The organism is Brevundimonas variabilis (assembly GCF_014199945.1).
GTDB lineage: Bacteria > Pseudomonadota > Alphaproteobacteria > Caulobacterales > Caulobacteraceae > Brevundimonas > Brevundimonas variabilis.
The window spans coordinates 160,405-184,173 of the sequence record NZ_JACHOR010000002.1 but is presented as its reverse complement, the minus strand read 5'-3'; the positions used below and the strand labels follow the sequence as shown (position 1 = coordinate 184,173).

The window sequence follows — 23,769 nt, the reverse complement described above, 5'->3', positions numbered from 1 at the left end:
TCCTGACAGCCCAACGCGACAGTCTTGCCCCTCTCCCATGCAAACCTCTGGATAGCTGTCGACAGTCTGGCGCGACGAGAGGGTCTGTCCGCGTCTGGCCTGGCGATACGGGCGGGTCTCGACCCCACAGCCTTCAACCCGTCAAAGCGCATCGGCCCGGGAAATCCGCCTCGTCCTCGCTGGCCCTCGACCGAGAGCCTGACAAGGATCCTTCGGGTCACTCAAACCTCTCTGGGAGAGTTTGCTGCGCTCGCTGGCGACGCGGCGGACGTTCGCCAGACTGTTCCGGTCATTGGCATGGCCCAGGCTGGTACGGAGGGCTATTTCGATGAAGCGGGACTGCCGACCGGAGACGGGTGGGAAGCGGCCGATCTGCTGCCCAGGCGCGAAAGCCTGTTCGGCTTGCGGATAAGCGGGGACTCCATGACGCCTCTCTACCGCGAGGGTGACTGCGTGATTGTCGATCGCGACGCACACAATGTTCGCAAGGGTGACAGGGTGGTTGTCCAGACCCGCACGGGGGAAACAATAGCAAAGGAAATCGGCCGCCTGACGTCCCAGGCGTTGACGCTGGTCTCGATCAATCCCGCCTACGAACCGCGCATCCTGGCACGGCGAGACATCGCATGGATGTCGCGCATTCTCTGGGTCAGCCAGTAAGACAGCTCAGCGCCCGCGACGAAAAAGGCCGCCCCGATCGGAGCGGCCTTTCACGTTCGGCCTTTTAAGACCTAGTTGGCGGTCACATAGTTGGCGTTCACCCAGCCACCACCGGCGATCTGGACCCACTCGCCCTGCGATCCGATCGCGCTGAAAGGCTGACCGGCCTGCAGGGTGCCACGAACGCCGTAGTTCGTGCCGGGACCCGAGCGGATGCGCAGGTTCGAGGTGGCACGGTAGGCACCGCCAGCCGAGACAGCAGCCCGTCCACGCTGCTGGTTGCAACCGATGTACGACCCTGCTGCAGCGCCTGCGCCGGCACCGGCCACGGCACCAAGGGCACGCTCATTGGACGCCAGCTGGCTACCGGCCAGACCGCCCACAACGGCACCGATCAGGGCACCGGCGCGCTGACGGCCACCGGGCGCGTCGCAGTTGGTGATCCCATTGGCCTGCTGGGCAGAAGCAGCCATGGGAACAGCGGTCACGAGAGCCGCGAGGGCGGCTGCAGTGGCGAATGTGGTCTTGATCATCTTGGACATGGGTCTCTCCTGTCATCGCGCTTGCGTCGATGACCGTACAATGCACCGGCCACCATGAAGGCTCCCCGAGCTTCACAGTTATTTTCGGTTCATGTTGGCCGGATGTCGAGACCAGCCGACTTCGTTCAACCGGCCAGCTCGCCCCGTGCTCCCGCTTCGATCAGAGCGACGGTCTGGCCCAGACCATAGATTGCCGCGAACGATCCGAAGCGCGGGCCCTGGGAAGCTCCAAGCAGGACTTCATAAAGAGCGGCAAACCAGCCGCGCAGCGGCTCGAAACCATGCGCCTTGCCGACGGCATAGACCTCGCCCTGGATCAGCTCGCCGTCCGTCGTGCCCTCGGGAAGGGCCCTCAACCGCTCGGCGAGATCCAGCAGAGCCGTCTTTTCCCGTTCGTCCGGCAAGCGGTAGGACTTCGTAGGCTTCACGAAATCCTCGTAATAGTTCAGCGCCCGCTCCATCAGCTGGTCAAGAAGCGGCTCGGACTCCGGCGTCGCCTCCGGCAGGTATCTGGCAAAATAGGCCCATAGCTGAGCCTTGTTCGATGCATTGGCGACACCGACGAGGTTCAGGAGCAGGGCAAACGAGACCGGCGACGTATGGGTCGGCGGGCTGCCGGCGTGGATCGACCACACGGCATTATCAATCTGCTTTGATGGATCCTGAGTCTTGTAGGCTTCGATTGCCGCCAGATAGTCATCGATCGCGCGGGGAATGACATTGAAATGCAGGCTTTTGGCCGATTTCGGAGACTGGAACATGTACCAGCTCAGGCTCTCGGGCGTGCCATATCGCAACCACTGCTCCATCGTCAGGCCATTGCCCTTTGACTTCGAGATCTTGCGCCCCTCGACGTCGAGGAAGAGTTCATAGTTGAAACCTTCAGGCGGCGTGCCGCCCAAGGCACGGCAGACCTTGGACGACTCCCGCACGCTTTCGATCAGGTCCTTCCCGGACATCTCGTAATCGACATCCAGCGCGGTCCAGCGCATGGCCCAGTCCGGTTTCCATTGCAGCTTCACATGCCCGCCTGTCACCGGCACCGTCGTCGTCCCGGCGGACGGATCTTCGAAGGTGATTGTCCCCGCCAGGACATCGCGGCTGAGAGTCGGTACCTGCAGGACATGGCCGGTGGCGGGGCTGACCGGCAGGAAGGGCGAATAGGTCTCGCGCCGCTCTGGCCCCAGGGTCGGCAGCATGATGGCCTGAACCGCGTCGAACCTCTCCAGCAGCGTCAGCAGGGTCTGATCGAACCGCCCGGAGCGGTATTGTTCCGTCGAGGACAGGAACTCGTATTCGAAGCCGAAGCCGTCCAGGAACGTCCGGAGCCGGGCATTGTTGTGCGCACCGAAACTCTCGTGTGTCCCGAACGGATCCCGCACTACTGTCAACGGCTTGTGCAGGTCCTCAGTCAGCATTTCCGGATTGGGAATCCCCTCCGGCACTTTTCGCAGACCATCCATGTCGTCCGAAAAGGCGATCAAGCGCGTAGGCCAGTGGTCGCCGGTCAGGGCCCGGAACGCATTGCGCACCATGGTTGTGCGCGCCACCTCGCCGAACGTCCCCATATGAGGCAGGCCGGAAGGGCCATATCCGGTTTCGAGGATTACCGGACGGCGCAAGGCCTCGAACGTGGCGAGAGCCTCATCGGTCCTGCCTGCCGCGATCATGGCCGCCGCCCTCGCGCGATCGGCCTCGGCCAGCCGCTTCTTGAGCACGTGGGCCAGCAGATTGCGGGCCTGTTCAAACGGCCAGGACTTGGCTTCGGCGGCGAGGGTTTCGAGGTTCTTCAACATGGGACGGGGTTTGGCCGCTGGGCCTGCCAGCGTCAACTTTTAGCTCGTGTCGCTTGACCCCAGGGCGGCTCCATGTCCCTACCCCCGCTCTATGAAGACCGCCGATTTTGACTTTTACCTGCCCGAGGATCGCATCGCCCTGCGCCCCGCCGATCCCCGCGACTCGGCTCGGCTTCTGGTGGTCCGTCACGGCACGCTGGGTGACCATAGTATTCGCGATCTGGTCGAGTTTCTGAAGCCAGGGGATGCTTTGGTGTTCAACGACACCCGGGTGATCCCGGCTCGCCTCTCCGGCGTTCGCCATCGCACCGGCCCGGAGGGTGAAATCCTGAGCGTGGATGTTGAAGCGACATTGCATCATCGTGATGGACCAGACGTCTGGTCGGCCTTCATGAAACCGGGCAAGCGGCTGAAGGTCGGCGACCGAGTCCATTTCCATAGCCTGTCGGCCACAGTGACGGCAAAGAGCGAAGACGGCCTCGTCACACTGGGGTTCGATCTGTCGGACCATGCGCTGGACGATGCCATTCGCGCGGTCGGCGTCATGCCCCTGCCGCCCTATATAGCGGCCAAACGTCCGGAGGATGATCGCGACCTGAGCGACTATCAGACCGTCTTTGCGACGCATGATGGATCAGTCGCGGCACCAACGGCTGGTCTCCACTTCACGCCCACCCTGCTCGAGAACCTTGCAGCGAAAGGTGTCTCGACCCACGCCGTGACCCTTCATGTGGGCGCTGGCACGTTCCTGCCGGTCAAGGCTGAAGACACGGCAGATCATCGCATGCATTCGGAGTGGGGCGTGGTCTCGCCCGAGGTGGCAGCGGCCCTGAACGCCGTCCACGCGGCCGGCGGCCGAATCGTCTGCGTCGGCACCACCTCGCTGCGGCTGCTGGAGTCGGCCACGACAGAAGACGGAGTCATCAAGCCCTTCCATGGCGACACGGCCATCTTCATCACGCCCGGCTATCGCTTCCGTGCCGTCGACGTCCTGATGACCAATTTCCACCTGCCGAAGTCGACGCTGTTCATGCTGGTCAGCGCCTTTGCTGGCCAACAGGTCATGCGCGAGGCCTATGCCCACGCCGTCGCGGACGGATACCGCTTCTATTCCTACGGAGACGGCTCCCTGCTCTTCCGCGCAGACTAAGACGTCACAGAACGATGATGACCACCCTGCGGATGCAGAGCATAAGCTGTGCCGCAATCCCGGAGCCCCCGACATGCGTTTCGACCGTCGCAGCCTGTTCACGACCGGTGCCGCCGCCTTTGCTTTTGGAGGGCTGGCTCGGCACGTTCACGCCCAAGCCGCCTCCCAGGAAGAGACCTATATCAATCAGGTTGAGGGTTATGGCCCGTTGAAGCCGGACCCCAATGGGGTTCTCGACCTCCCCGAGGGCTTCTCCTACAGGGTCATCTCCCAGAGCGGCGAAACGATGGACGACGGCCTTCTGGTCCCCGGCCAACCGGACGGCATGGGGTGTTTCCCGCTCGAGGGCTCCCTTGTCGCCCTCGTTCGCAACCACGAACTTCGTGGCCGTCGGGCCGAGCACCGCAACTGGGGCCCGGGCGGCTACAATCAGCAGCGGATTGCGGAACTCGACGCGTCGCGCGCCTATGACACCTACAAGGACGGACGTCCCCTGCCCGGCGGCACCACGACCCTCGTTTACGACATGGCGACCGGCAAGACCGTCCGCCAGCATCTCAGCCTGGCTGGAACCTCGACCAACTGTTGTGGCGGCCAGACACCCTGGGGCTCATGGCTGACGTGTGAGGAAACAGTCGAGGCACCGGGCAATGCCGATGTCATGAAGGAACACGGGTATGTCTTCGAGGTCCCGGCCGCAGCGACCGGCCTGGTCGACCCCGTTCCGCTCAAGGCCATGGGCCGGTTCGACCACGAGGCCGTCTGCATCGATCCCAGGACCGGCATCGTCTATCTGACCGAAGATGAAGGCGACGGCCTGTTTTACCGCTTTATCCCAGATACGCCTGGAAAGCTGGTTGACGGTGGCCGGTTGCAGGCCATGGCGCTGAAGGATGCGCCAGGCTCCGACACATCCAACCACCACACGCGCATCTGGTCGCCTGGCGACTCGCGGGCTGTCACATGGATTGACCTTGATGACGTGGAAAGTCCAAACGCCGATCTTCGCAAACGGGGTCACGCCGCCGGCGCGGCACTGGTCGCGCGGGGCGAAGGCATATTCTGGGGCAAGGACGAACTGTACCTGACGGCGACCTCGGGTGGGCCAATCGAGAAAGGCCAGATCCTGCGCTACGTGCCCTCCCCTGCCGAGGGCACTCCAGATGAAGCGGCTGATCCCGGACGTATCCAGCTATTCGTCGAAAGCACGGACGTGCGAGCGCTGAATATGGGCGACAATCTGATCGTCGCGCCCTGGGGGCACCTGATTGTCTGCGAGGACAACTACTCGACCGAAACCCGCAACCATCTCAAGGGCGTGAGTCCGGAAGGCAAGCTCTACACGATCGGGCGCAATGTCTTCGCGGGCAACAGCGAGTTTGCCGGCGCAGTGTTCTCGCCGGACGGATCGACCCTGTTCGTCAACATCATGTTCCCGGGCATCACCTTCGCGATCACAGGGCCCTGGAACGCGGTCCGGACGTAAACAGCCGCGGCTGCGACCGGCGGACCAGCCACAGATTGGCCGTCGCAATCCCCAGGACCAGCGCTGCGCCGGCCTGGTGCAGTCCGCCCATCCAGATCGGTACGGTGTGCATCAGAGTGACAATGCCCATGGCGGCCTGAAGGACGATGGCGCCAGCGACCACAAATGCCATGGCCCCCAGCCCCTCGGCCAGTTTCCAGCGCCAGGCCTGAACGGCATAGGCAATCGCCCCGATGAACAGAGCGTAGCCCCAGACCCGGTGATTGAACTGCACGAGCGCCTTGTCGTGCAGAAAGGCTATGGCACCGACGCCCCACTCGACCGGGGGCAGGACCTGTCCTCCCATCAGCGGCCAGTCCGTATAGATGAAGCCCGCCTTGGCTCCAGCCACCAGTCCGCCCAGCAGGCACTGGATAAAGACAGCCGCAAGCAGAACGGTCGCGCCGCGACTCCACGCGACGGGTGAGCGCGAGTGCTCCTGACCGGACCACGCCTCAAGCCCGGTCCAGATCAATGACGCAAAGATGAGAAAGGCGAGGCCAAGATGCACCGTCAGCCGCTCCGGAGCGACGTCGACCCGTTCGGATAGGCCCGACGACACCATCCACCATCCGATCAACCCTTGCAGCCCACCCAGGGCCAGCAGGATGGCACATCGCCCGATCAGGCGTCGCGGGATCATCCTCAAGGCAAGGAAGGCAAAGAACGGGAGGGCGAAAGCCACGCCGATCAACCGCCCGAACAGCCGATGCGCCCATTCCCAGAAGAAGATGAACTGAAAATCGCTCATCGACATTCCGGCGTTCACCAGTTCGTATTGCGGGATCTGCTTGTACTTCTCGAAGGCAACCAGCCAGTCCGCGTCGTTCAGGGGCGGTAACGCCCCCATGATCGGCTTCCATTCGGTGATGGACAGGCCGGAGCCTGTCAGGCGGGTGATCCCGCCAATGACGACCATGCAGAACACCATCGCCGCGACAGTAAACAGCCAGATTGCGACAGGTCGGCTCTGGTCCAGGGGTCCGAAACGGTTCATTCGACGCCAGTCTTTGAGACGGATACAGTGCCGCCTCGAAAATCGGTGCGACGCAACGGGGACGGTATGCTCCGGCTGCGAGGCCAGATCGAGTCACAAGTCCCGGACGCGGCGTCGCAGCCGTCGTTTCAGCAAAGAGGCCAAGCTTGGAATACGCCGACATCGCCATTGCCGTTCTGGGTGTGCTCGGCCTCGCCTCGATATGGGACTTGCTCAGCGGGCGGCGGGGCTATGGCGGTGCCGTGCTGGTCGCCGGCGTCGGGGCGGCCTGCGGTGCCTTTCTGGTCATCCGGGTCTTCGGGATTTCCACCCTGGGAGACTGGCTATGGGTCGCATGGGCAATGGTGGCGAGCGCCTTTACACTGCTTGCCTATACCCTTTTCCGGAGCAAACGCTGATGCATGTCCGCGCCAAACGGGCCGTTGCCGCCTTCGGGATGCTGGCCTTCCTGGCCTTCTATATCTGGGCTGTCATTGCGATCGGAGAGCGGCTGCCCGATCACCCTCTCGTTCATCTGGCGTTCTACGGTCTGTCCGGGATCGCATGGGGCCTGCCGCTTTTCCCTCTGATGTCGTGGGCCGAACGGGAGCCAAAGCGCTAGGCAGAATGCCTGACCCAAGGCGCGTCATCCGCTGTTTCTGAGACCTGCAGCGACGCCGTTAATGGCCAGAAGGATTCCTTCGCGGACACGCGGATCGCTGTCGCCAGCCCGCCGACGACGGATCAGTTCGATCTGGACGTGGTTCAGCGGCTCGACATACGGCATCCGCAACCGGATAAGCCGGTCCAGTTCCGGTTGTCCCCCCAGCAGTTCTGTCTGGCCGGTGATGGTCAGCACTGCCTCCCGGGTGCGGTCCCATTCGGCCTGGATTTCCCCGTAGATCGTCGCGCCCAGATTGGCGTCGGGCACCAGTCGGGCATACCGCCGGGCGATCTTCATGTCCGACTTGGCCATGATCATTTCCATGTTCTGGATCGCGGTCCGGAAGAATGGCCACTCCTTCGCCATGGCCTGCAGTTCGCCCATGTCCGCCGCCCTGATCGCCGACCCGAACCCGAACCAGCCGGGCAGCATCACCCGGCTCTGCGACCAGCTGAAGACCCAGGGGATCGCTCGCAGGTCCTCAATGGCCGTGGACGCCGTCCGCGAGGCCGGTCTCGACCCGATCTTCAGCTCCGCGATCTCGGCAATCGGTGTCGCGGCGCGGAAATAGTCGACGAAGCCCGGCGTCTCATAGACCAGGGCCCGGTAGGCCCTCATCGAGGCCTGCGACAAGGCTGATGCCGTCGCCCCATGCCGGGCCGTCATCGCCTCGTCCGGTGGCGGGGCCAGAGAAGCTAGCAGCGTCCCCGCCGTCAGGGCGTCGAGGTTCCTGCGCGCCACGTCGGGCTCGCCATATTTGTTGGCGATGACCTCGCCCTGCTCGGTGATGCGGATGCGACCTGCGACCGTCCCGGTCGGCTGCGACAGGACGCCGGCAAAACTTGAGCCCCCGCCCCGCCCGACCGCGCCACCGCGCCCATGGAACAGCTGAAGGCGGACCCCCACTGCATTCGTGACGCTGAGCAGGGCTCGAGAGGCTTCATGCAGCTCCCAGGTCGATGTCAGGTAGGAGCCGTCCTTGTTGGAGTCGGAATAGCCGATCATCACTTCCTGAACGCCCCGCGCCCGAGCGACGGCAAGAGCGGACGGCTCTGCCAGCAACCGCTCCAGCGTCGGCCGGGCCGCACGCAGGTCATCGATGGTCTCAAAGAGCGGAGCCGCCTGGATCGGACACAGCTCAGGCGCATCCGGCCGATAAAGACCAACCTCCTTGAGCAGGAGATAGACCTCCAACAGATCGGAGGCGGCATCTGTCTTGGAGACGATGTGGGTACGGACAGCCTGGGGCCCGTATCGTGCCAGACCAGCCGCAGCGGCGTGCAGAATGGCCCGCTCCTTGAGGGTTTCAGCCTCGTAATCCGCATACGGATTGAATAGCAGCCGACTCGATACGAGCTCGGTCGACAGAAGGGCGACGCGCGCCTCCTCGTCCAGCGTCAGATAGGCCGGCTCGACCCCTGCCACGGCCAGGAGATCTGCGACCACGCGCTCATGGACGTCCGCATTCTGGCGAAGGTCGAGTGTGGCCATGTGGAAACCGAAGACATCGACGGTGGCGATCAGCGCCGACAGGCTGTCATCTGCAAAGATTTCGCCATGACTGGCGATCAGACTGGCCTGCAGCAGGGCCAGATCGGCCCGAAACGCGTGCGGGCCCTCGTACGGCGGCGCGTCAAACGGGGCTGGCCGTGGTGCAGGCGTCCCTGTGAGGACAAGATGGGTGGCCGACAGCCGCGCATAGATCTGGCTCAGAGCGCGGCGATACGGCTCATCAAGCCGGTGCGGAGACAGGTCACCGGAAATCGCGGCCAGCGCCTCCAGCTCCGGGGTGATATCCGCGAGCGAGGCCGACAGGCTGAGTTCGGCTCCAAGAGCATTCACAGCATTCAGGTAGTGCTTCAGCACTGCACGAGCAGGCGTCGCCAGCGCCGCTTCCAGCGCAGCGGCATCGACATTGGGATTTCCGTCCCGGTCGCCGCCGACCCAGGCACCGACACGGATGAACGGAGGCAGCTCGGGCGCGTCCAGCCGCCGTCGCCAATCGGCAAGCTGCTCCGGAACGACCTTCAGGAAGACCCGCTCAAGGAACGACACCACAGTTTCGATCTCGTCCTGGACCACCAGACCGGTGATCCGGACCAGCCGCGTGGTCCACAGAATGACAGTCTGGCGTCGCAGCGCACGGGTCAGCACGTCGGGGGCACACGCGAGATCGTCCCGATCACAGGCGTCCAGAAGGTCCGATACGGCCGTAATCCGGTCCAGCACGCTTTTCCGGCGTACCTCGGACGGGTGGGCGGTCAGCACGGGCGAGATCAGGGCCTGGGAAAGAAGGGTCCGAGCGTCCTCAACGGTTCGGCCTGCCTGTTTCAAGCGCAACAACGCACCCTCGGCTGTATCGGCCCGGGCCCCTTCGGCTGTCTGAGCCCGTGCCCTGCGCTTCCCGGCCCGGTCCTCGGCCACATTGGCCAACAGGGAGAAGACCGCAAAACCGTGAGCCAGACCGACCGCCTGATCGAGCGAAAGGTCCGTCAACAAGGCCTCTAGCTTTGATGCTCCGTGCGACTGCGGGTCCCTGTGGTAGGCGACAGAGGCCTGACGCACCGCCTCGATCCGGTCGTACAGGTCCTGCCCGCCCTCCTCGCGGATGACCTCACCCAGAAGGCCGCCCAGCAGGCGGACCTCTTCGCGCAATCGGTCGTCGGCAGCTGGGGACATCGGGTCTCTTTCAGCGGGGAGGCTGGGTCAGCGACCACAGTGATGCAGGATCGCACCCGACGCGACCCTTGAAGCCTTATTTGATCAGGCCACGGTCACGTGCCCACAAGCGCCTCGCGCAGGGCCCGGATCTTGACCTCGGTCTCTGCCAGCTCGAGGAGAGGATCACTGTCCGCGACGATGCCTGCGCCGGCAAGCGTGCGCCAGGACCAGTGTGCGCCGGCCCGCTCGAAGCTCGCCGTGCGGATCAGGACCGATGCCGTAAGCCCACCCGCATCGTCCAGCAGGAACAGCGAACCGCACCAGGGTCCTCTCGGGGCTTCATGCTGGGCAATGACCCGCATGGCCTGATGCTTGGGGGCGCCAGTGATGGACCCCGGCGGAAAGGTTGCCGCGAGCAGTTCGGCGGGAGTCGTTTCGGGCCGTGGTGTTCCGCTGACGGTCGAGACCAGATGGTGCACTGTCGGATGAGTCTCGACGGCAAACAGAGCATCGACCGTGACGGACCCGGGCAAGCACACCCTGGCCAGGTCATTCCGCATCAGGTCAACGATCATCAGGTTCTCGGCCTGATCCTTGGCGCTGGCAACGAGGTCATCGATCAAGGCGCGATCGCGCTGGGGGTCGGGGTCCCGTCCACGGGTGCCCTTGATCGGCCGGGTTTCAATCCGGTTCAGGGCCCGGTCCCAAGACAGGAAGAGTTCCGGCGAGTTTGACACAATCGCTCGGTCGCCGATCTGCCAGAAGGCCGCATAGGGCGCGCCTCTTGTCCTGGCGAGCCGCAGGAAGACATCGAAGGGATCGCCTAGAGGCCTCAGCGTACCGGTCCAGGCGCGTGCAATATTGGCCTGAAACAGCTCGCCCGCGCCGATCCGCGCCACGACGTCGGCAACCGCGTCGCAATAGGTCTGGTCCGAAGTCTCGGCGACAAAGGCTTCGGAAGGTGCCACTGGCGTGCCAGCCTCTTCTGCCATTCGCAGCCACTGCAGGGCCCGGTCACATTCGACACGGGCAGACTCCGCATCGCTGCCCAATCCGATCGCAACGACCTGCTGCCGATCATGATCGAAACGCAGCAGCGCGGCATAGCGCGCCAGCATCAGATCGGGCCAGACTGGCTCGCGAGCCCCCGTCGCCGCCCGCGCACCGGAATCGTAACTGGCCAGTCCGACCACGTGGTGGTGCATTTCGGAGTCCTTCAGGGCGTTGAAGGCACCGTCATCGGTCTCAATGACCTGAATTCGGTCAGGACCGGCCCCAATCCACGACTGGCGACCTTTCTGCTCTCCGTCCGACAACAGACACACCAGCCCGGGATGCGCCCTCAGACCGCAGGCAACCGCCCGGGGCTCGACCCACGCATGGACCGTCTCGACCTGGATCGGGCTACTCAAGTCGTCAGCCGTTCGATGATCCGTGAACGGAGAAATTCGTCCACGCCAATCACCTGATCCAGATAAACATCGATCGATCCATAGCGCAGGTTGATGGCCGCAAAGGCGGCTTCCAGATAGGCCGGCTCCACGCCCATGAAGGCCACGACTGCGTCTTCGGAGGGCTTGCGCCCGCTCATCGCCTCGATCTGCTTCGCAAAGGACGGAGCCATTTGCTCGAGATCGACGGCGGCATTGGTCAGGAGATAATCGGCCATCATGTCCTCCTGACCGACGCCAAGCAGATGATGGGTCAGTGCGACCAGCAGCCCTGTCCTGTCCTTGCCCGCCGCGCAGTGCACCACGATCGCGCCATCACTGGTCGCCAAGATCTCGAAATAGCGGCGGAACAGGTCATGATAGGTAGGCGCGAAGGGCATCCGGCCATAGGTGTCCATCATGAACCGCCGCCCCGAATCCGGTGTCAGGTCAGAGGTCTTCAGAAACGTAATGTGCGGGGCCTCGCCCTGGGCATCCAGATCGTTCTCGATCACGAGGCCGGAGAACCCCTCAGGTCTCAGGGACGGCTGACGCTGGCGCTCGACGGGTCGACGCAGATCCACGACCGCTCCAATGCCATAACCGGCCAGCCGACCCAGATCGGCCTCGGTCATCCGTGCATGATGCGCCGAGCGATAAAGTCTCCCTGACCGGACCTGACGCCCGTCGAGGGTCGGATATCCGCCGAAGTCCCGGAAATTGTCGATGGCGTCGAACGGATGCAGGCGGACTGTGGTCATCGCCTTCCATAGCCCAGGCCCGAACCGGCATCACCTGCGATTCAGTGTCTCGCAACCAGACCGGCCATGGCATCCAGATAAGCGACAAACGCCGTCCGCCCCGTTTCGGTCATCCTCGCACGGGTCTGCGGCTTGCGCCCGACGAAGGATTTCTCCACGGCGACAAACCCGGCCTCCTCGAGCTTTCTGAGGTGGACCGAAAGATTGCCGTCCGTCGTCTGTAGACGGGCTTTGATCTCGTTGAAGTTTGCGGCCTCGGCACCGGCCAGGAAGGCCATGATGCCCAACCGGATGCGCCCGTGAATCACGTCGTCGATCTGATCGATGTTGAATCCGTCCGACACGGTCACACGCTCGCCGCCGGTTCCTGACGGGTCAGGACGATGCCGGGGATCAAGGCGACGAGTAGGAGCATGATCGTGAACACCAGATAGATTGCCGGATCACCGATGAACAGGCCGAGCGCCGCCGCCCCCGCAAAGGACATCAGGGCGATGGCCTTCATCCAGCTGCGGCCTGTCATTTCACCCGCAACGAACCAGGCCGAACCGTAGGCAGCAAAGACCAGACTGGGCATCGCCCACATCATCGCCCAGTCCCCGGTCTTGAAGCCGATCCCGGTGAAGGCCAGCCAGACGGCAAAAATGCCGAAGCCCACGGCCGTCCAGGAGGCACCGATCGCCTTGTTGACCAGTGTGTTGGCGCCCGGCTTCCGGTCCTGACGTCGGATCAGCACGGCCAGCGACAGGCCGAACACAACCGCGGCACCGACCCAGAGCCAGAGCGCGGCCCAGGGAGAGACGTCAAACTGGCCGGTCGCGAGAGCCCACTGCCCCAGATTGGCGACACCGAAAATCACGGCGGCGGCGATCAGGAATGGACCGTTCAGGGGCGCGGTATTGCGACCCTGCTCGGCCAGATCGCGGATGAAGGCTATGTCTGCGGCAGTGGTCACGGGGTCTTGCGTCATGTCTGTCTCCCTCTGCGATGACGTTTGCCAGATCATACTTTGAATGTCAAAGTGCTTTCTCATCTGAAACTGGAGAGCGTCCATGAACGTGTGGATTGTACTGACGGCCTGCATTGCCCTCGAAATCGTTGCGACCAGCCTCCTCAAGGCCTCCGAGGGCTTTTCGCGCCCTTGGCTGGGGATGGCGTCCATGGTCTGTTACTCTGGCTGCTTCTGGCTGCTGTCAGCCGTCCTGACCCGGTTGCCGGTCGGGGTGGCCTATGCCGTCTGGTCCGGAGTCGGCATCGTGGGGATCACCCTCGTCGGGGTCTTCCTGTTTCGGCAGTCCCTGACCCTGATGCAGATGGGCTTCATCGCCCTCATCCTGATCGGAGCCGTCGGCCTGCAGCTATCGACGCGGACCGCTGACATGGCATGACAGAAGGCCAATGCCTGGAGCTTGATGGATGCGCCTGACCTATCACCGGATCGCCTATGAGGCGCTGAACGTCTGCAACGCTGTCAGCATCGACACGGTCCTTGAAGCCGTCCGCAAGACGGGCCTGGGCCCCATGCGGGCGCTCGATATCGGCTGCGGCAACGGCGAGGTGACGATCCGGCTGGCCGAGGGACCGGGCCTCGAAGTCACCGCCGTCGAATACGATCCTGCCATGGCCGACCTCGCACGCACCCGATGCGAAGCCTCGCCTGCTGGAGGGCGGATCACGGTGATCGAGGGTCCGTCCGGGGCCGTTCTAGCGCAGAATGATCCCTGGGACCTGATCATTGCCCTTGGCACAACCGACCCGGTCGGGGATGGCACCCGCGAGCCTGCGGCCATGATGTCCGGTCTTCGCCACCATCTACGACCCGGCGGCTGGCTCCTGTGGGGTGATCTGGTCTGGCTCACCGAGCCCTCCCCGCCCCTGCGCCAGATCATCGAGCTCAGCGGAACCTACACCGACCACGCGGGCTGGCAGGCTGCCGCGACCCGGGCCGGACTTCAGGTCTTCTCGGCCCATCTATCGTCGCAAGACGACTGGAACACCTATGGTCAGACGATGGACACCGCCGTCCGCCGCTGGCTGATCGCCAATCCCGACCATCCGGACGCCGCCGGCATCCGGCAGCGCGCCGACCAGATCTCGATGATGATGGATTTCGGCCGCGGAACCCTCGGCTTTGGTCTCTATCTGCTGAGACGGAATGATGGCTCTGGCCGGCTGGATTGAGGCCGGAGATCAGGTCGAACGTCCCGAAGGCGGCGGCAGCTCCGGGAGTGTCGTGCCGGACAGACAGGCCCGCTCGACCTGAACCATCTGCAGCAGGCTCAGGAATGCCTGGGCTCTCCAGTCGGCCATGAAGCGAACCACGATTGCCGTGGCCAGGCCGCCGATGGTGCCGCCAACGAAAGGCAGCAGATCGGCATTCGTCATCGCCGCCTTTACGGATGTCGGCGACAGAGATACCCAGATGGCACCCACCGTCAGCGGCACCGTGATATAGGCCAGGACGACGCTCCGGAAGAAATGCTCCTGACGCTTCCCGTTGATTTCAGCCAGTCGAACGACCGCAGCCAGCTCGACATCGGACACCGTCGCAAGCCGCGCCACGACGGCCTGACTGGACCCCATGGAACGGAGTCCGACGATGAGGTCGAACCAGAAATAGGAGTTCTCCCGCACCCGCGCTGGGCTCGGCAAAAGCCACCAGAGGGCGGATCGCCAGAGGGGAAATCTGGCAGTCAAATCTCGCCAGAGTAGCCAGACCGGATCCTTCGCCAGAGGGTCTGGCGGCCGCATTCGCAAGCGCTCCCAAACGCCTATTCGGCGCTGCTGTTGCGGCGGCCCGGACGACAAGCCGGGCGCAACTTCGTCCTTTGGCGCCTGCCGTTGATCCATGGCCCCCGCCTGTTTGCCGCGGGAAGCTTGGCCGAGCGCAGGTCCGCGATCAAGCCCGCCGGTCTGGCCGGGCTCCAAAGACAAAAGGGCCGCCCGAAAGCGACCCCTTAAACCAACCGATTTTCTTTAGGAAAATGGTCGGAGCGACAGGATTCGAACCTGCGACCCCTTGACCCCCAGTCAAGTGCGCTACCAGGCTGCGCCACGCTCCGAGAGGCGCTCCTATAAACGGGGTTGAGCCGGGCGCAAACCCTAAATGCCGCTCAGCCGGCCAGAACCACGTCCAGGCGCGCCTTGGCACCCTCGATCCGCGCCAGAACATCGCGCAACCCGGCCATTTCAACCGTGTCAGGCGTTGTGTCACCGGGCTCGGGGTGCTGCTCGACCAGGTCGGCGTCCATACTGAAGGTCGCATCGGCACCGCCATAGGCCGCGATCCGAACCAGCCCCTGTTCCTTGTGCAGACGCTGGACACCCTTGATCGTCAAGCCTTCGTCATGCAGCAGGCGGCGGATAGCCTTCAGTATGATTACGTCCTGCGGCCGATAGAAACGACGGCCGCCAGCGCGCTTGACGGGGGTGACGAACGGGAATTTGGTCTCCCAGAAGCGCAGCACATGCTGGGGCGCACCGACTTCCGTGGCGGCTTCCGAGATGGTGCGAAAGGCGTTGGCGCTCTTGGCCACGCGATTCAGTCCTCGTTGCCTGCGCCGTGGACCTTGGACTTCATGATCTGGGAGGCGCGGAAGCTGATGACGCGACGTGGATGGATCGCAGCTGGTTCGCCCGTCTTGGGATTGCGACCCATGCGGGCACGCTTCTCGCGGACCTGGAACACACCGAAACCGGAAAGCTTGACCGTCTCGCCCCGTTCCAGCGACTCCACGATCAGATCAAGCGTGCGCTCAACCATGGACGAGCATTCCTGTCGCGACAGGCCGACTTCGTCATGCACGGCCTCGCAAAGGTCCGCACGGGTCAAGGTCTGCTGTTCACCCATCGTCATTGCTCCCGTCCAGCCTGACCCTTTGACATGAACCCGCACGGCGGATCCCTCATGCTCGATCAAACCTCAACCCCAAGACCATCATAAGGCGGGAAATCAGCTCAAAGTCAAAGCCCGTCGATGGTTACTAGAGTCGAAAGGCGCAGGCACCCCAGGTCAGCCCGCCCCCCATGGCCTCCAGCAGAACCAGGTCGCCTTTCTGGATGCGTCCGTCGCGGATGGCTGTATCGAGCGCCAGGGGGATCGAGGCGGCCGAGGTGTTGGCGTGATCCGCCACGGTCGTGATCACCTTGTTCTCGTCGAGGCCCAGCCGATCGCCGACCCCCTTGATGATGCGCTGGTTCGCCTGATGGGGCACGAACCAGTCCACTTCGGGAACCGTGATACCGGACGCGGCGCAGGCAGCGGTGATCGCCTCGGCGATGTTCACCACGGCATGGCGGAACACCTGGTTTCCGAGCATCCGCAAGTGACCGACGGTACCCGAGGTGGACGGCCCGCCATCGACGTAGAGCAGGTCGGTCTTGGTCCCGTCCGCACGCAACGCAAAGCCGAGGATCCCCTGATCCGCAGACGTCCCCTGCCCCTCGCGCGGCTCGACGACCACGGCACCGGCTCCGTCGCCGAACAGCACGCAGGTTGTTCGGTCAGACCAGTCCATCAGACGGGTCATTTCCTCTGCACCGATCACGAGAGCGCATCTGGCCTGACCGCGCGCAACGAACCCGTCGGCGATACTCAGTGCATAGACGAACCCCGAACACACGGCCTGGACATCGAAGGCGATGCAGACGGGCGCGCCAAGCTTGCGCTGGACGATGGCGGCCGTGGCCGGAAAGGTCATGTCCGGCGTCGTTGTCGCGACAATGATCATGTCGACGTCTGCCGCGGTCCTGCCGGCATCAGCCAGTGCCCGACGCGCGGCCTCGGTGGCCAGATCGCTGGTGGGCTGGTCTTCCCTTGCGCGATGGCGCTGACGGATGCCGGTCCGCTCGACGATCCACTGGTCCGTTGTATCAACGAATTTCGCGAGGTCGTCGTTGGTCACGACCTGCTCGGGCAGGTAGGATCCCACCCCGGTAACGGCACTACGCACGACGCTCACGAAACAGTCTCCTCGGCCGTCGATGGCACGGCTTCCAGCACCGCCCCCAGCCGCTCCAGATTGGCCCCCACCTTGGTCAAATAGTCACTGCGCGCCAGATCCACAGCAATGCGGATCGCATTTCCAAAACCCTTGGCATCGGCCCCGCCGTGGCTCTTGACCACAATGCCGTTGAGACCCAGCAGCGGCCCTCCATTGATGGCGCTGGGATCGATCCTCTGTCGCATGGTCTTCAGGGCCGGCAGGGCGATCAGGGCCCCGACCTTGGCCTGAATCCCGCTGGTCAGCGCTTCCTTCAGCAGCGCCGAGATGAATCGCGCCACACCTTCAGCCGTCTTCAGGGCGATGTTGCCGGTGAACCCGTCCGTGACCACGACATCCACCGTGCCCTTGGCGATGTCATCGCCCTCGACGAAGCCATGGTAGTTCAGGTTCAGGTCGTTCTGTCTAAGGATGCGGTGCGCCTCGCGGACCTCCTCGTGACCCTTGATGTCTTCCGAGCCGACATTCAGGATCCCGATGCTCGGCTGGGCGACGCCATGCACAGCGGCATGGAAGGCCTCGCCCATGATGGCGAATTCGACCAGTTGAGCCGCGTCGCTCTCGATATTGGCACCCACGTCCAGAACGGCCGTGACGCCGCGCAGGGTCGGCCAGCTGGCGACGATCGCCGGACGCTCCAGCCCAGGGGCCGACATCCTCAGGATCAGCTTTGAAATGGCCATGAGGGCCCCGGTGTTTCCTGCAGAGACGACGGCACCGGCCTCGCCCGTCTTCGCCGCCTCGATGGCGTTCCACAGGCTCGAGCCCTTGCCCCGGCGCATGGCCTGGGCCGGCTTTTCATCGGACGCGATCTTCTTGTCCGTGTGCCGGATCTGGCAGACTCCATCAGGAATCCTCAGCCGGATCAGCTCCGCCTGGATGGCAGCCTCGTCCCCGTGGAGCAGGAAGGTGACCGCCTCGCCTCCGTGACGGGTCCGATAGTCCTTGATTCCACCGACAACGACCGGGGGGCCATGGTCGCCACCCATGGCGTCCAGAGAAATGAGCGTCTGGGTTGGCAAGGGAAGGACGTCTCCGTGACGCCGTGGGACGCGGCGCGCATCTGCTTGAGCTGAGGATAGCGTGGCGATGCGGCGATGCAACGCGCCAGACGCAGCGTCAACCTTTGTCGGCGGTATCCGTTTCCCGAAAGGCCTTCAGGACCGCAAAAGGCGAGATGTCGGCGGGCTCGGCGGGCTGCACAAACTCGGCACCGGGCTTGCGAGGAAAGGGGTCCAGCGTCAGAGCGAGCTGTTCCACGGCGTACTGGCCCAGATCGATTCGGCCGTCCTCGATGATGTCCGGCGAATCATCGTCGAGAGTGATTTCCACCTCTTCGCCGGCGACCGGTTCGGCGGCCTCGACCAGATCCAGGCTGAACACCTGATCGATGGACACAGGCAAGGGCTCAAGCGTCAGGCCGCAGGTCTGTACGGCTTCGGCCACGACCCGCCCGCTCAGGGTCCAGCCCACGCGGGCGGGCTTGATGGTCAAGGTCGCCGTGAAGGCGTCAAGTGAGGCGAGATCCAGCGACCGCGCAATCTTTGCCCGACTTCCGGCATCTGGCTCGAGGGTGCGATCAAGGGCCGTCCCAATCTCGTTGACCCGGACGACTTCGCTCAAGGGCAGGACCGAACTCATGAGGGGATCTTTATCCAGCGAATGGTGCGAATCAAATCCGCGAAGGGCTGAGTTGCCAAGGCCGAGCGCGTGTCCATGATATAGGTTGCCAGGGCCAGCCCGCCATCAGGGGCTTCGCCTTCATAGACATTACGAACCAGTGCCTCCCTGAGGCCCTCATGATCGGCCGCACGGATCGTAGGCTCGTAGGCCGTCATGCGCCCGTACATGGACTCGCCCAGCTTGCGCATTTTCTTGGCCATGGAGGTGTCTCCAACGCCCAACTCCCGAAGCGTATTGTCCAGTGCCGATACAAAGACATCGAACAGACGCTGAGCGATCTCGGCCCCCTCATCGCCCTCGTCGCGCAGCCGCATGATCACCAGCAGCACATGGACGATATAGAGTTCGAACCGCGCGTCGATCCGGTCCGAAACCCCCAGGCTCGTATAAAAGACCGGCGAGCGCGCCTGTTCCACCGCCTCGGCATACAGGTGCTCACCGAGATCGCGACTGGGTTTTGCCCCGAACAGTTGTCTTAGCATGATCATACGGCCCCTTTTCCGCCGCGCCGTTGAACTAGAGGCCATGTCCGGTTAGGTCAAAGACCTTGTTGACGTCGCAGGCTTCGCTCATGCCCCGTATATCCCCGCTGATCGCCGCTGCCGCGCTCGCCATTGCCGCAGGGGCGTGCGCGCCGACCATCGGCATCAATGGCTTTCAGTCTGTGGACGTGAAACCGGCCGACATCGTGGCCGGCACGGACACCCGGACGACTGTTCTCGCGCGTCTCGGAACGCCATCGGCGACCTCCACCTTCGAAGACAACATCTGGTACTACATCGGCCAGACAACCGAGAAATATACCTACAACAATGCCCAGGTGTCTCAGCGCAGCGTCACGGCCATCACCTTCGACGAGGCTGGAGACAAGGTGACCGAGGTCAAGACCCTGGGCCTTGAGGACGGGCAGCAGGTGGCGATGAACAGTCGCGAAACGCCTACGCGCGGCCGCCAGCTGACCATCATCGAACAGCTGCTCGGCAACGTCGCTCGCGGCCAGCTACCCCGGACCGAGGAAGACGTCCCCGGCCAGCGCCGTCCGGACTGATCCCCCCCGTCATTCTCACAAAAAACGCCCCGGAGATCGCTCTCCGGGGCGTTTCTGTATGGGCGAGGTGTGATCGCTAGACGATCTTCCCGCTTGCCAGCACCGCCAGCAGCAACAGGGCCACGATGTTCGTGATCTTGATCATTGGGTTCACCGCCGGTCCCGACGTATCCTTGTAGGGATCGCCCACGGTATCGCCGGTGACGGCAGCCTTGTGCGCCTCCGAACCCTTGCCGTGGACGACGCCGTTCTTGTCGGTGAAGCCCTCCTCGATGACCTTCTTGGCATTGTCCCAGGCTCCGCCGCCCGAAGTCATGGAGATCGCAACGAACAGGCCGGTCACGATGACCCCCATCAGCATGGCTCCCAGAGATGCAAAGGCATTGGCCTTGTCCGCCAGGAACAGGATGGCCACGAACAGAACGATCGGCGACAGCACGGGCAGCAGCGACGGGACAATCATTTCCCGGATCGCCGCCTTGGTCAGGATGTCGACCGCGCGGCCGTACTCGGGCTTGACCTCATAGGTCATGATGCCCGGGTTCTCGCGGAACTGGCGACGGACTTCCTCGACCACAGCCTCGGCCGCGCGACCCACTGCCATCATCGACATGCCGCCAAACAGGAAGGGCAGCAGCCCCCCGAACAGCAGGCCGACCACGACATAAGGATTCGTCAGATCGAAGGTGACCGCGCCCATGCCCGCAAAGAAAGGATACTCCGCCGGGTTGGCCGCGAAATACTGCAGGTCGGATGTGTAGGCCGCAAACAGAACCAGCGCGCCGAGGCCCGCCGAACCGATCGCATAGCCCTTGGTTACGGCCTTGGTCGTGTTGCCCACGGCATCGAGGGCGTCGGTCGAATGACGGACCTCGGGTGGCAGGCCGGCCATCTCGGCAATCCCGCCGGCATTGTCGGTCACGGGACCAAAGGCATCCAGCGCCACGATCATACCCGCCACGCCCAGCATGGTCGTGGTGGCAATGGCGATGCCGAACAGGCCGGCCAGCTGGAAGGAGACGACAATGCCGACGATGATCGTCAGGGCCGGCAGGGCCGTGGCTTCCAGCGAAACCGCCAGACCCTGGATCACATTGGTGCCGTGACCGGACACCGAGGCGTTCGCGACGGACTGAACCGGACGAAAGTTCGAACCGGTATAGTATTCGGTCACGACCACGATGGCTGCCGTGACCGCCAGGCCGACGACCCCGGACCAGAACAGGGCCATGGGCGTGAAGCTTGTACCGTCCGACGTTGTCATGATGTCCGGCGAGATCGAGGTGATCACCCACCAGACCGCGCCGATCGACAATACGCCGGTCACGATCAGCCCCTGATACAGGGCCCCCATGATGTTGTTGGACTTGCCCAGACGAACGAAGAACGACCCGATGATCGAGGTCACGATGCAGATGCCGCAGATCGCCAGCGGCAGGACCATCATCGTGTCCACATAGGGCTGGTCGCGGAAGAAGATCGCGGCCAGCACCATGGTCGCGACCGTCGTCACGGCATAGGTCTCGAACAGGTCGGCGGCCATGCCGGCACAGTCGCCGACGTTGTCGCCCACATTGTCGGCGATCGTCGCCGCATTGCGGGGGTCATCCTCCGGGATGCCCGCCTCGACCTTGCCGACCATGTCGCCGCCGACATCCGCACCCTTGGTGAAGATGCCGCCGCCGAGACGGGCAAAGATCGAGATCAGCGAAGCTCCGAAGCCGAGGGCGACCAGACCGTCGATGACTTCGCGGCTGGTTGATTCCAGCCCCATGTGCATCGTCAGGACGATGTAATAGCCCGACACGCCCAGCAGGGCGCCCCCGGCCACGAACATGCCGGTGATCGCCCCGGAGCGGAAAGCGAGGTCCAGCCCCTTGCCGAGACTCTGGGAGGCAGCGTGCGCGGTCCGGACGTTGGCCCGGACCGAGATCAGCATCCCGGCATAACCGGCTGCCCCGGACAGTACAGCGCCGACCACAAAGCCGATCGCGGCATAGACCCCGATCAGCAGCCAGGCCGCGATCAGGATCACGATCCCGACCATGCCGATCGTCATGTACTGGCGTTTCAGATAGGCCGATGCCCCTTCCTGGATGGCGGCGGCGATTTCTCGCATCTTGTCGTTACCGGTGCCGGCCTTCATCAGAACGGCAGTCTGGATCAGCCCATAAAGGACGCCCAGAGCACCGGCCGCGAAGACCAGTGTGAGTATGTATGTCATTGGCGTTTCCGTGCCCTTGTCGATAGGCGCGCGGACCCTTGGCGCGGCGGGCCTTTAGGCCTCTGTCCGCCTTCCGGTCCCCCCGTGCGCAACGGCCGCGTCAGTGCGGCCAGCGGGAATTGCGGCGGAACCGTGCCAAATGCGTCGTCTCGACGCAACTCCTCAAATATTGGCGGAATCAGACCGGAGTTACGCCGGTCCGTCGTCTCGGCGTCTGGATGAGAACCTCGGCCCGAGCGACCTTGCCGGCCCCGGCAATTCCGGGGGCCATGCGCATGACACTGGCACAGACGGCGGCAGCATTTACGACCGTCCAGTCAGTCGCAACGACGAACGGGGTCCGGTGAGCGGCCTTGACCAGCGCATCGCGGAAGAACGGCTCCTTGGCCCGCATCTGTTCCGGTGTGGCCCCTCCACCCAGCGTCAGGCGCAGAGTGACGAAGACGTAGTTCCGGATACGGCCGCCAGCGATGATCGGAAGGCCCAGCCCCGCAATGTTCAGGGCAGCGGCCTCGGTGGACCCACCCTTTTTCTCGCTCGCGAGCGCGGGCGAGGCGGCGGTGCCTGCGGCAATGACGGTTCCGGCGGTGAGCAGCGTTCTGCGGTTCATCCCGTGACCCTAACCGTGATCGATTAGGATTCCGTTTCCAGTCAGCGATGCGTCCAGCCGCCCTGGTTCAGTTCAAGCACTCGACCGCCATAACGCGCAGCCATGCCCTGCCCTGCCGTCACCTTTCCCATCCGCGTGATACGGAGGTGGTGCCGGTCCGCCTCGCGCCGCAGGGCGGTCTCGGCCTCCGGACGGCACGTCAGGGCGATCTCGTAGTCGTCGCCTCCGGTCGCAAGCATGGACAGCGCCGCTTCGGCATCGACACGATCGTCGAACCAGGCCTGGGCTGCGATCGACAGAGGCGTGGGCTCCAGATCGATCTCGATCCTGACCCCGCTGGCCCTGGCCACATGGGCGAGGTCAGCGATCAACCCGTCTGACACGTCGACAGACGCCGTCGCCAGATCCCCGACCGCCGGCGCAAAGGCCACACGTGGCATCGGGGTCCTGTAATGGCGAACCAGCGCTGCCATACGCTCTGGGGCCAGTGACAAGCGGGCCTGGGCGGCCATGAGGCCGAGCACGCCATCCCCGATCGTCCCGGTCACAAAGACCAGATCACCCGGCCTCGCCCCGGCTCTTCCGACCGTCCGACCCTTGGCCGCCCATCCCAGCATTGTGACGGAAAAGGATGCGGGCCCGGGCGTCACCACGGTATCGCCTCCGAGCAGATGAATCCCGAATTCCGCCTGGTCCTTCGCCAGCCCTGCGACAAAGGCCTCTCGCTCCGGCCATCCGCAGCGACCTGACCAGTGGCACGCGAGCAGATATCCAAACGGCTCTGCCCCCTTGGCCGCCAGGTCCGACAGGTTCACCCGCAGAAGCTTCTGCGCCACCGTATCCAGTGGGTCGGTGGCAAGGAAATGGACGCTCTCGACGATCGCATCCTTGGTCAGCACCAGATCGAAACCGGGTCGGCTGGGCAGGACGGCAACGTCGTCACGCAGTCCTCGCCCCCACTCTGGGTGCGCGAGGGGGGCCAGAAGTTTCGCGATGGTCTCGAACTCGTCGGCGACGTCGACGGACGGCATGACGC

The 23,769-nt window shown here is 63.9% G+C and carries 26 protein-coding genes and 1 tRNA gene; 8 read left to right on the top strand and 19 right to left on the bottom strand.

Annotated elements, in window-relative coordinates:
* The first annotated feature begins 24 nt into the window (after positions 1-24).
* The gene (locus GGR13_RS05565; protein WP_183212516.1) at positions 25-660 is read left to right on the top strand and encodes a S24 family peptidase; all 636 of its coding nucleotides are present in this window, start codon (positions 25-27) and stop codon (positions 658-660) included.
* A 71-nt stretch (positions 661-731) separates the two neighbouring features.
* On the opposite strand, the gene GGR13_RS05560 is transcribed toward GGR13_RS05565, so the two are convergent.
* On the bottom strand, positions 732-1,202 hold the full coding sequence (locus tag GGR13_RS05560; protein ID WP_183212515.1) for an SH3 domain-containing protein: 471 nt from the start codon (positions 1,200-1,202) through the stop codon (positions 732-734).
* 125 nt (positions 1,203-1,327) lie between these two features.
* Positions 1,328-2,998 (bottom strand): lysine--tRNA ligase, encoded by a 1,671-nt coding sequence (locus GGR13_RS05555; protein ID WP_183212514.1) that lies wholly within the window; start codon positions 2,996-2,998, stop codon positions 1,328-1,330.
* A 91-nt stretch (positions 2,999-3,089) separates the two neighbouring features.
* Between GGR13_RS05555 and queA the strand changes: the two genes are divergently transcribed.
* Together queA and GGR13_RS05545 are read left to right on the top strand one after the other, a co-directional pair.
* Entirely contained in the window at positions 3,090-4,148 is a 1,059-nt protein-coding gene (queA, locus tag GGR13_RS05550; protein WP_183212513.1) for a tRNA preQ1(34) S-adenosylmethionine ribosyltransferase-isomerase QueA, read from the top strand.
* Positions 4,149-4,221: 73 nt separating this feature from the next.
* A complete protein-coding gene (locus GGR13_RS05545; RefSeq protein WP_183212512.1) occupies positions 4,222-5,634 on the top strand; it encodes an alkaline phosphatase PhoX in 1,413 nt (470 codons plus the stop codon).
* On the opposite strand, the gene GGR13_RS05540 is transcribed toward GGR13_RS05545, so the two are convergent.
* Positions 5,603-6,670 carry a COX15/CtaA family protein gene (locus tag GGR13_RS05540; protein WP_183212511.1) on the bottom strand — a complete coding sequence of 356 codons (1,068 nt, stop codon included), beginning with the start codon at positions 6,668-6,670 and terminating at the stop codon, positions 5,603-5,605. The genes GGR13_RS05545 and GGR13_RS05540 overlap by 32 nt on opposite strands.
* Positions 6,671-6,816: 146 nt before the next feature.
* On the opposite strand from GGR13_RS05540, the gene GGR13_RS05535 reads away from it, so the two are divergent.
* The gene (locus GGR13_RS05535; protein WP_183212510.1) at positions 6,817-7,068 is read left to right on the top strand and encodes a transglycosylase; all 252 of its coding nucleotides are present in this window, start codon (positions 6,817-6,819) and stop codon (positions 7,066-7,068) included.
* Entirely contained in the window at positions 7,068-7,271 is a 204-nt protein-coding gene (locus GGR13_RS05530; RefSeq protein WP_183212509.1) for a DUF2842 domain-containing protein, read from the top strand. The genes GGR13_RS05535 and GGR13_RS05530 overlap by 1 nt, the downstream gene beginning before the upstream one ends.
* A 24-nt stretch (positions 7,272-7,295) precedes the next feature.
* On the opposite strand, the gene ppc is transcribed toward GGR13_RS05530, so the two are convergent.
* From ppc to GGR13_RS05505, 5 genes are all read right to left on the bottom strand, one after another.
* Positions 7,296-9,992, bottom strand: a complete 2,697-nt coding sequence (ppc, locus tag GGR13_RS05525; protein ID WP_183212508.1) for a phosphoenolpyruvate carboxylase — start codon at positions 9,990-9,992, stop codon at positions 7,296-7,298.
* Between the two features lie 95 nt (positions 9,993-10,087).
* On the bottom strand, positions 10,088-11,386 hold the full coding sequence (locus GGR13_RS05520; RefSeq protein ID WP_183212507.1) for an anthranilate synthase component I family protein: 1,299 nt from the start codon (positions 11,384-11,386) through the stop codon (positions 10,088-10,090).
* Positions 11,383-12,165, bottom strand: a complete 783-nt coding sequence (locus GGR13_RS05515; protein WP_183212506.1) for a tyrosine-protein phosphatase — start codon at positions 12,163-12,165, stop codon at positions 11,383-11,385. The genes GGR13_RS05520 and GGR13_RS05515 overlap by 4 nt, the downstream gene beginning before the upstream one ends.
* Before the next feature lie 41 nt (positions 12,166-12,206).
* The gene (locus GGR13_RS05510; protein ID WP_183212505.1) at positions 12,207-12,509 is read right to left on the bottom strand and encodes a transcriptional regulator; all 303 of its coding nucleotides are present in this window, start codon (positions 12,507-12,509) and stop codon (positions 12,207-12,209) included.
* A 2-nt stretch (positions 12,510-12,511) separates the two neighbouring features.
* Positions 12,512-13,135, bottom strand: coding sequence for a hypothetical protein (locus tag GGR13_RS05505; RefSeq protein WP_183212504.1), 624 nt, complete (start codon positions 13,133-13,135; stop codon positions 12,512-12,514).
* An 82-nt stretch (positions 13,136-13,217) separates the two neighbouring features.
* Between GGR13_RS05505 and GGR13_RS05500 the strand changes: the two genes are divergently transcribed.
* Positions 13,218-13,553 (top strand): DMT family transporter, encoded by a 336-nt coding sequence (locus tag GGR13_RS05500; protein WP_183212503.1) that lies wholly within the window; start codon positions 13,218-13,220, stop codon positions 13,551-13,553.
* A 28-nt stretch (positions 13,554-13,581) separates the two neighbouring features.
* Positions 13,582-14,346, top strand: coding sequence for a class I SAM-dependent methyltransferase (locus GGR13_RS05495; RefSeq protein WP_183212502.1), 765 nt, complete (start codon positions 13,582-13,584; stop codon positions 14,344-14,346).
* Positions 14,347-14,355: 9 nt separating this feature from the next.
* Here the strand turns inward: GGR13_RS05495 and GGR13_RS05490 are convergent, their stop codons facing one another.
* The 8 genes from GGR13_RS05490 to GGR13_RS05455 form a co-directional block, all read right to left on the bottom strand.
* Complete coding sequence (locus tag GGR13_RS05490; protein WP_183212501.1) at positions 14,356-14,799, bottom strand: hypothetical protein; 444 nt, start codon at positions 14,797-14,799, stop codon at positions 14,356-14,358.
* Positions 14,800-15,150: 351 nt separating this feature from the next.
* A tRNA-Pro gene (locus GGR13_RS05485) sits at positions 15,151-15,227 on the bottom strand.
* Positions 15,228-15,278: 51 nt separating this feature from the next.
* Positions 15,279-15,701, bottom strand: a complete 423-nt coding sequence (locus GGR13_RS05480) for a MerR family transcriptional regulator (protein ID WP_183212500.1) — start codon at positions 15,699-15,701, stop codon at positions 15,279-15,281.
* Between the two features lie 5 nt (positions 15,702-15,706).
* Positions 15,707-16,015: an integration host factor subunit alpha gene (locus GGR13_RS05475; protein WP_183212499.1), complete on the bottom strand. Its 309-nt coding sequence runs from the start codon at positions 16,013-16,015 to the stop codon at positions 15,707-15,709.
* Between the two features lie 133 nt (positions 16,016-16,148).
* Positions 16,149-17,126, bottom strand: coding sequence for a beta-ketoacyl-ACP synthase 3 (locus tag GGR13_RS05470; RefSeq protein WP_183212498.1), 978 nt, complete (start codon positions 17,124-17,126; stop codon positions 16,149-16,151).
* On the bottom strand, positions 17,123-18,190 hold the full coding sequence (gene plsX / locus GGR13_RS05465; protein ID WP_281380547.1) for a phosphate acyltransferase PlsX: 1,068 nt from the start codon (positions 18,188-18,190) through the stop codon (positions 17,123-17,125). The genes GGR13_RS05470 and plsX overlap by 4 nt, the downstream gene beginning before the upstream one ends.
* Before the next feature lie 97 nt (positions 18,191-18,287).
* Positions 18,288-18,809, bottom strand: a complete 522-nt coding sequence (locus GGR13_RS05460; protein ID WP_183212497.1) for a YceD family protein — start codon at positions 18,807-18,809, stop codon at positions 18,288-18,290.
* Entirely contained in the window at positions 18,806-19,333 is a 528-nt protein-coding gene (locus GGR13_RS05455) for a ubiquinol-cytochrome C chaperone family protein (RefSeq protein WP_183212496.1), read from the bottom strand. The genes GGR13_RS05460 and GGR13_RS05455 overlap by 4 nt, the downstream gene beginning before the upstream one ends.
* 89 nt (positions 19,334-19,422) lie before the next feature.
* On the opposite strand from GGR13_RS05455, the gene bamE reads away from it, so the two are divergent.
* Positions 19,423-19,899, top strand: coding sequence for an outer membrane protein assembly factor BamE domain-containing protein (bamE, locus tag GGR13_RS05450; protein WP_183212495.1), 477 nt, complete (start codon positions 19,423-19,425; stop codon positions 19,897-19,899).
* 76 nt (positions 19,900-19,975) lie between these two features.
* Here the strand turns inward: bamE and GGR13_RS05445 are convergent, their stop codons facing one another.
* The 3 genes from GGR13_RS05445 to thiL form a co-directional block, all read right to left on the bottom strand.
* Positions 19,976-22,123 carry a sodium-translocating pyrophosphatase gene (locus tag GGR13_RS05445; protein ID WP_183212494.1) on the bottom strand — a complete coding sequence of 716 codons (2,148 nt, stop codon included), beginning with the start codon at positions 22,121-22,123 and terminating at the stop codon, positions 19,976-19,978.
* Between the two features lie 178 nt (positions 22,124-22,301).
* Positions 22,302-22,733, bottom strand: coding sequence for a hypothetical protein (locus GGR13_RS05440; protein WP_183212493.1), 432 nt, complete (start codon positions 22,731-22,733; stop codon positions 22,302-22,304).
* 41 nt (positions 22,734-22,774) lie between these two features.
* Positions 22,775-23,764, bottom strand: a complete 990-nt coding sequence (gene thiL / locus GGR13_RS05435) for a thiamine-phosphate kinase (protein WP_183212492.1) — start codon at positions 23,762-23,764, stop codon at positions 22,775-22,777.
* Positions 23,765-23,769 lie beyond the last annotated feature (5 nt).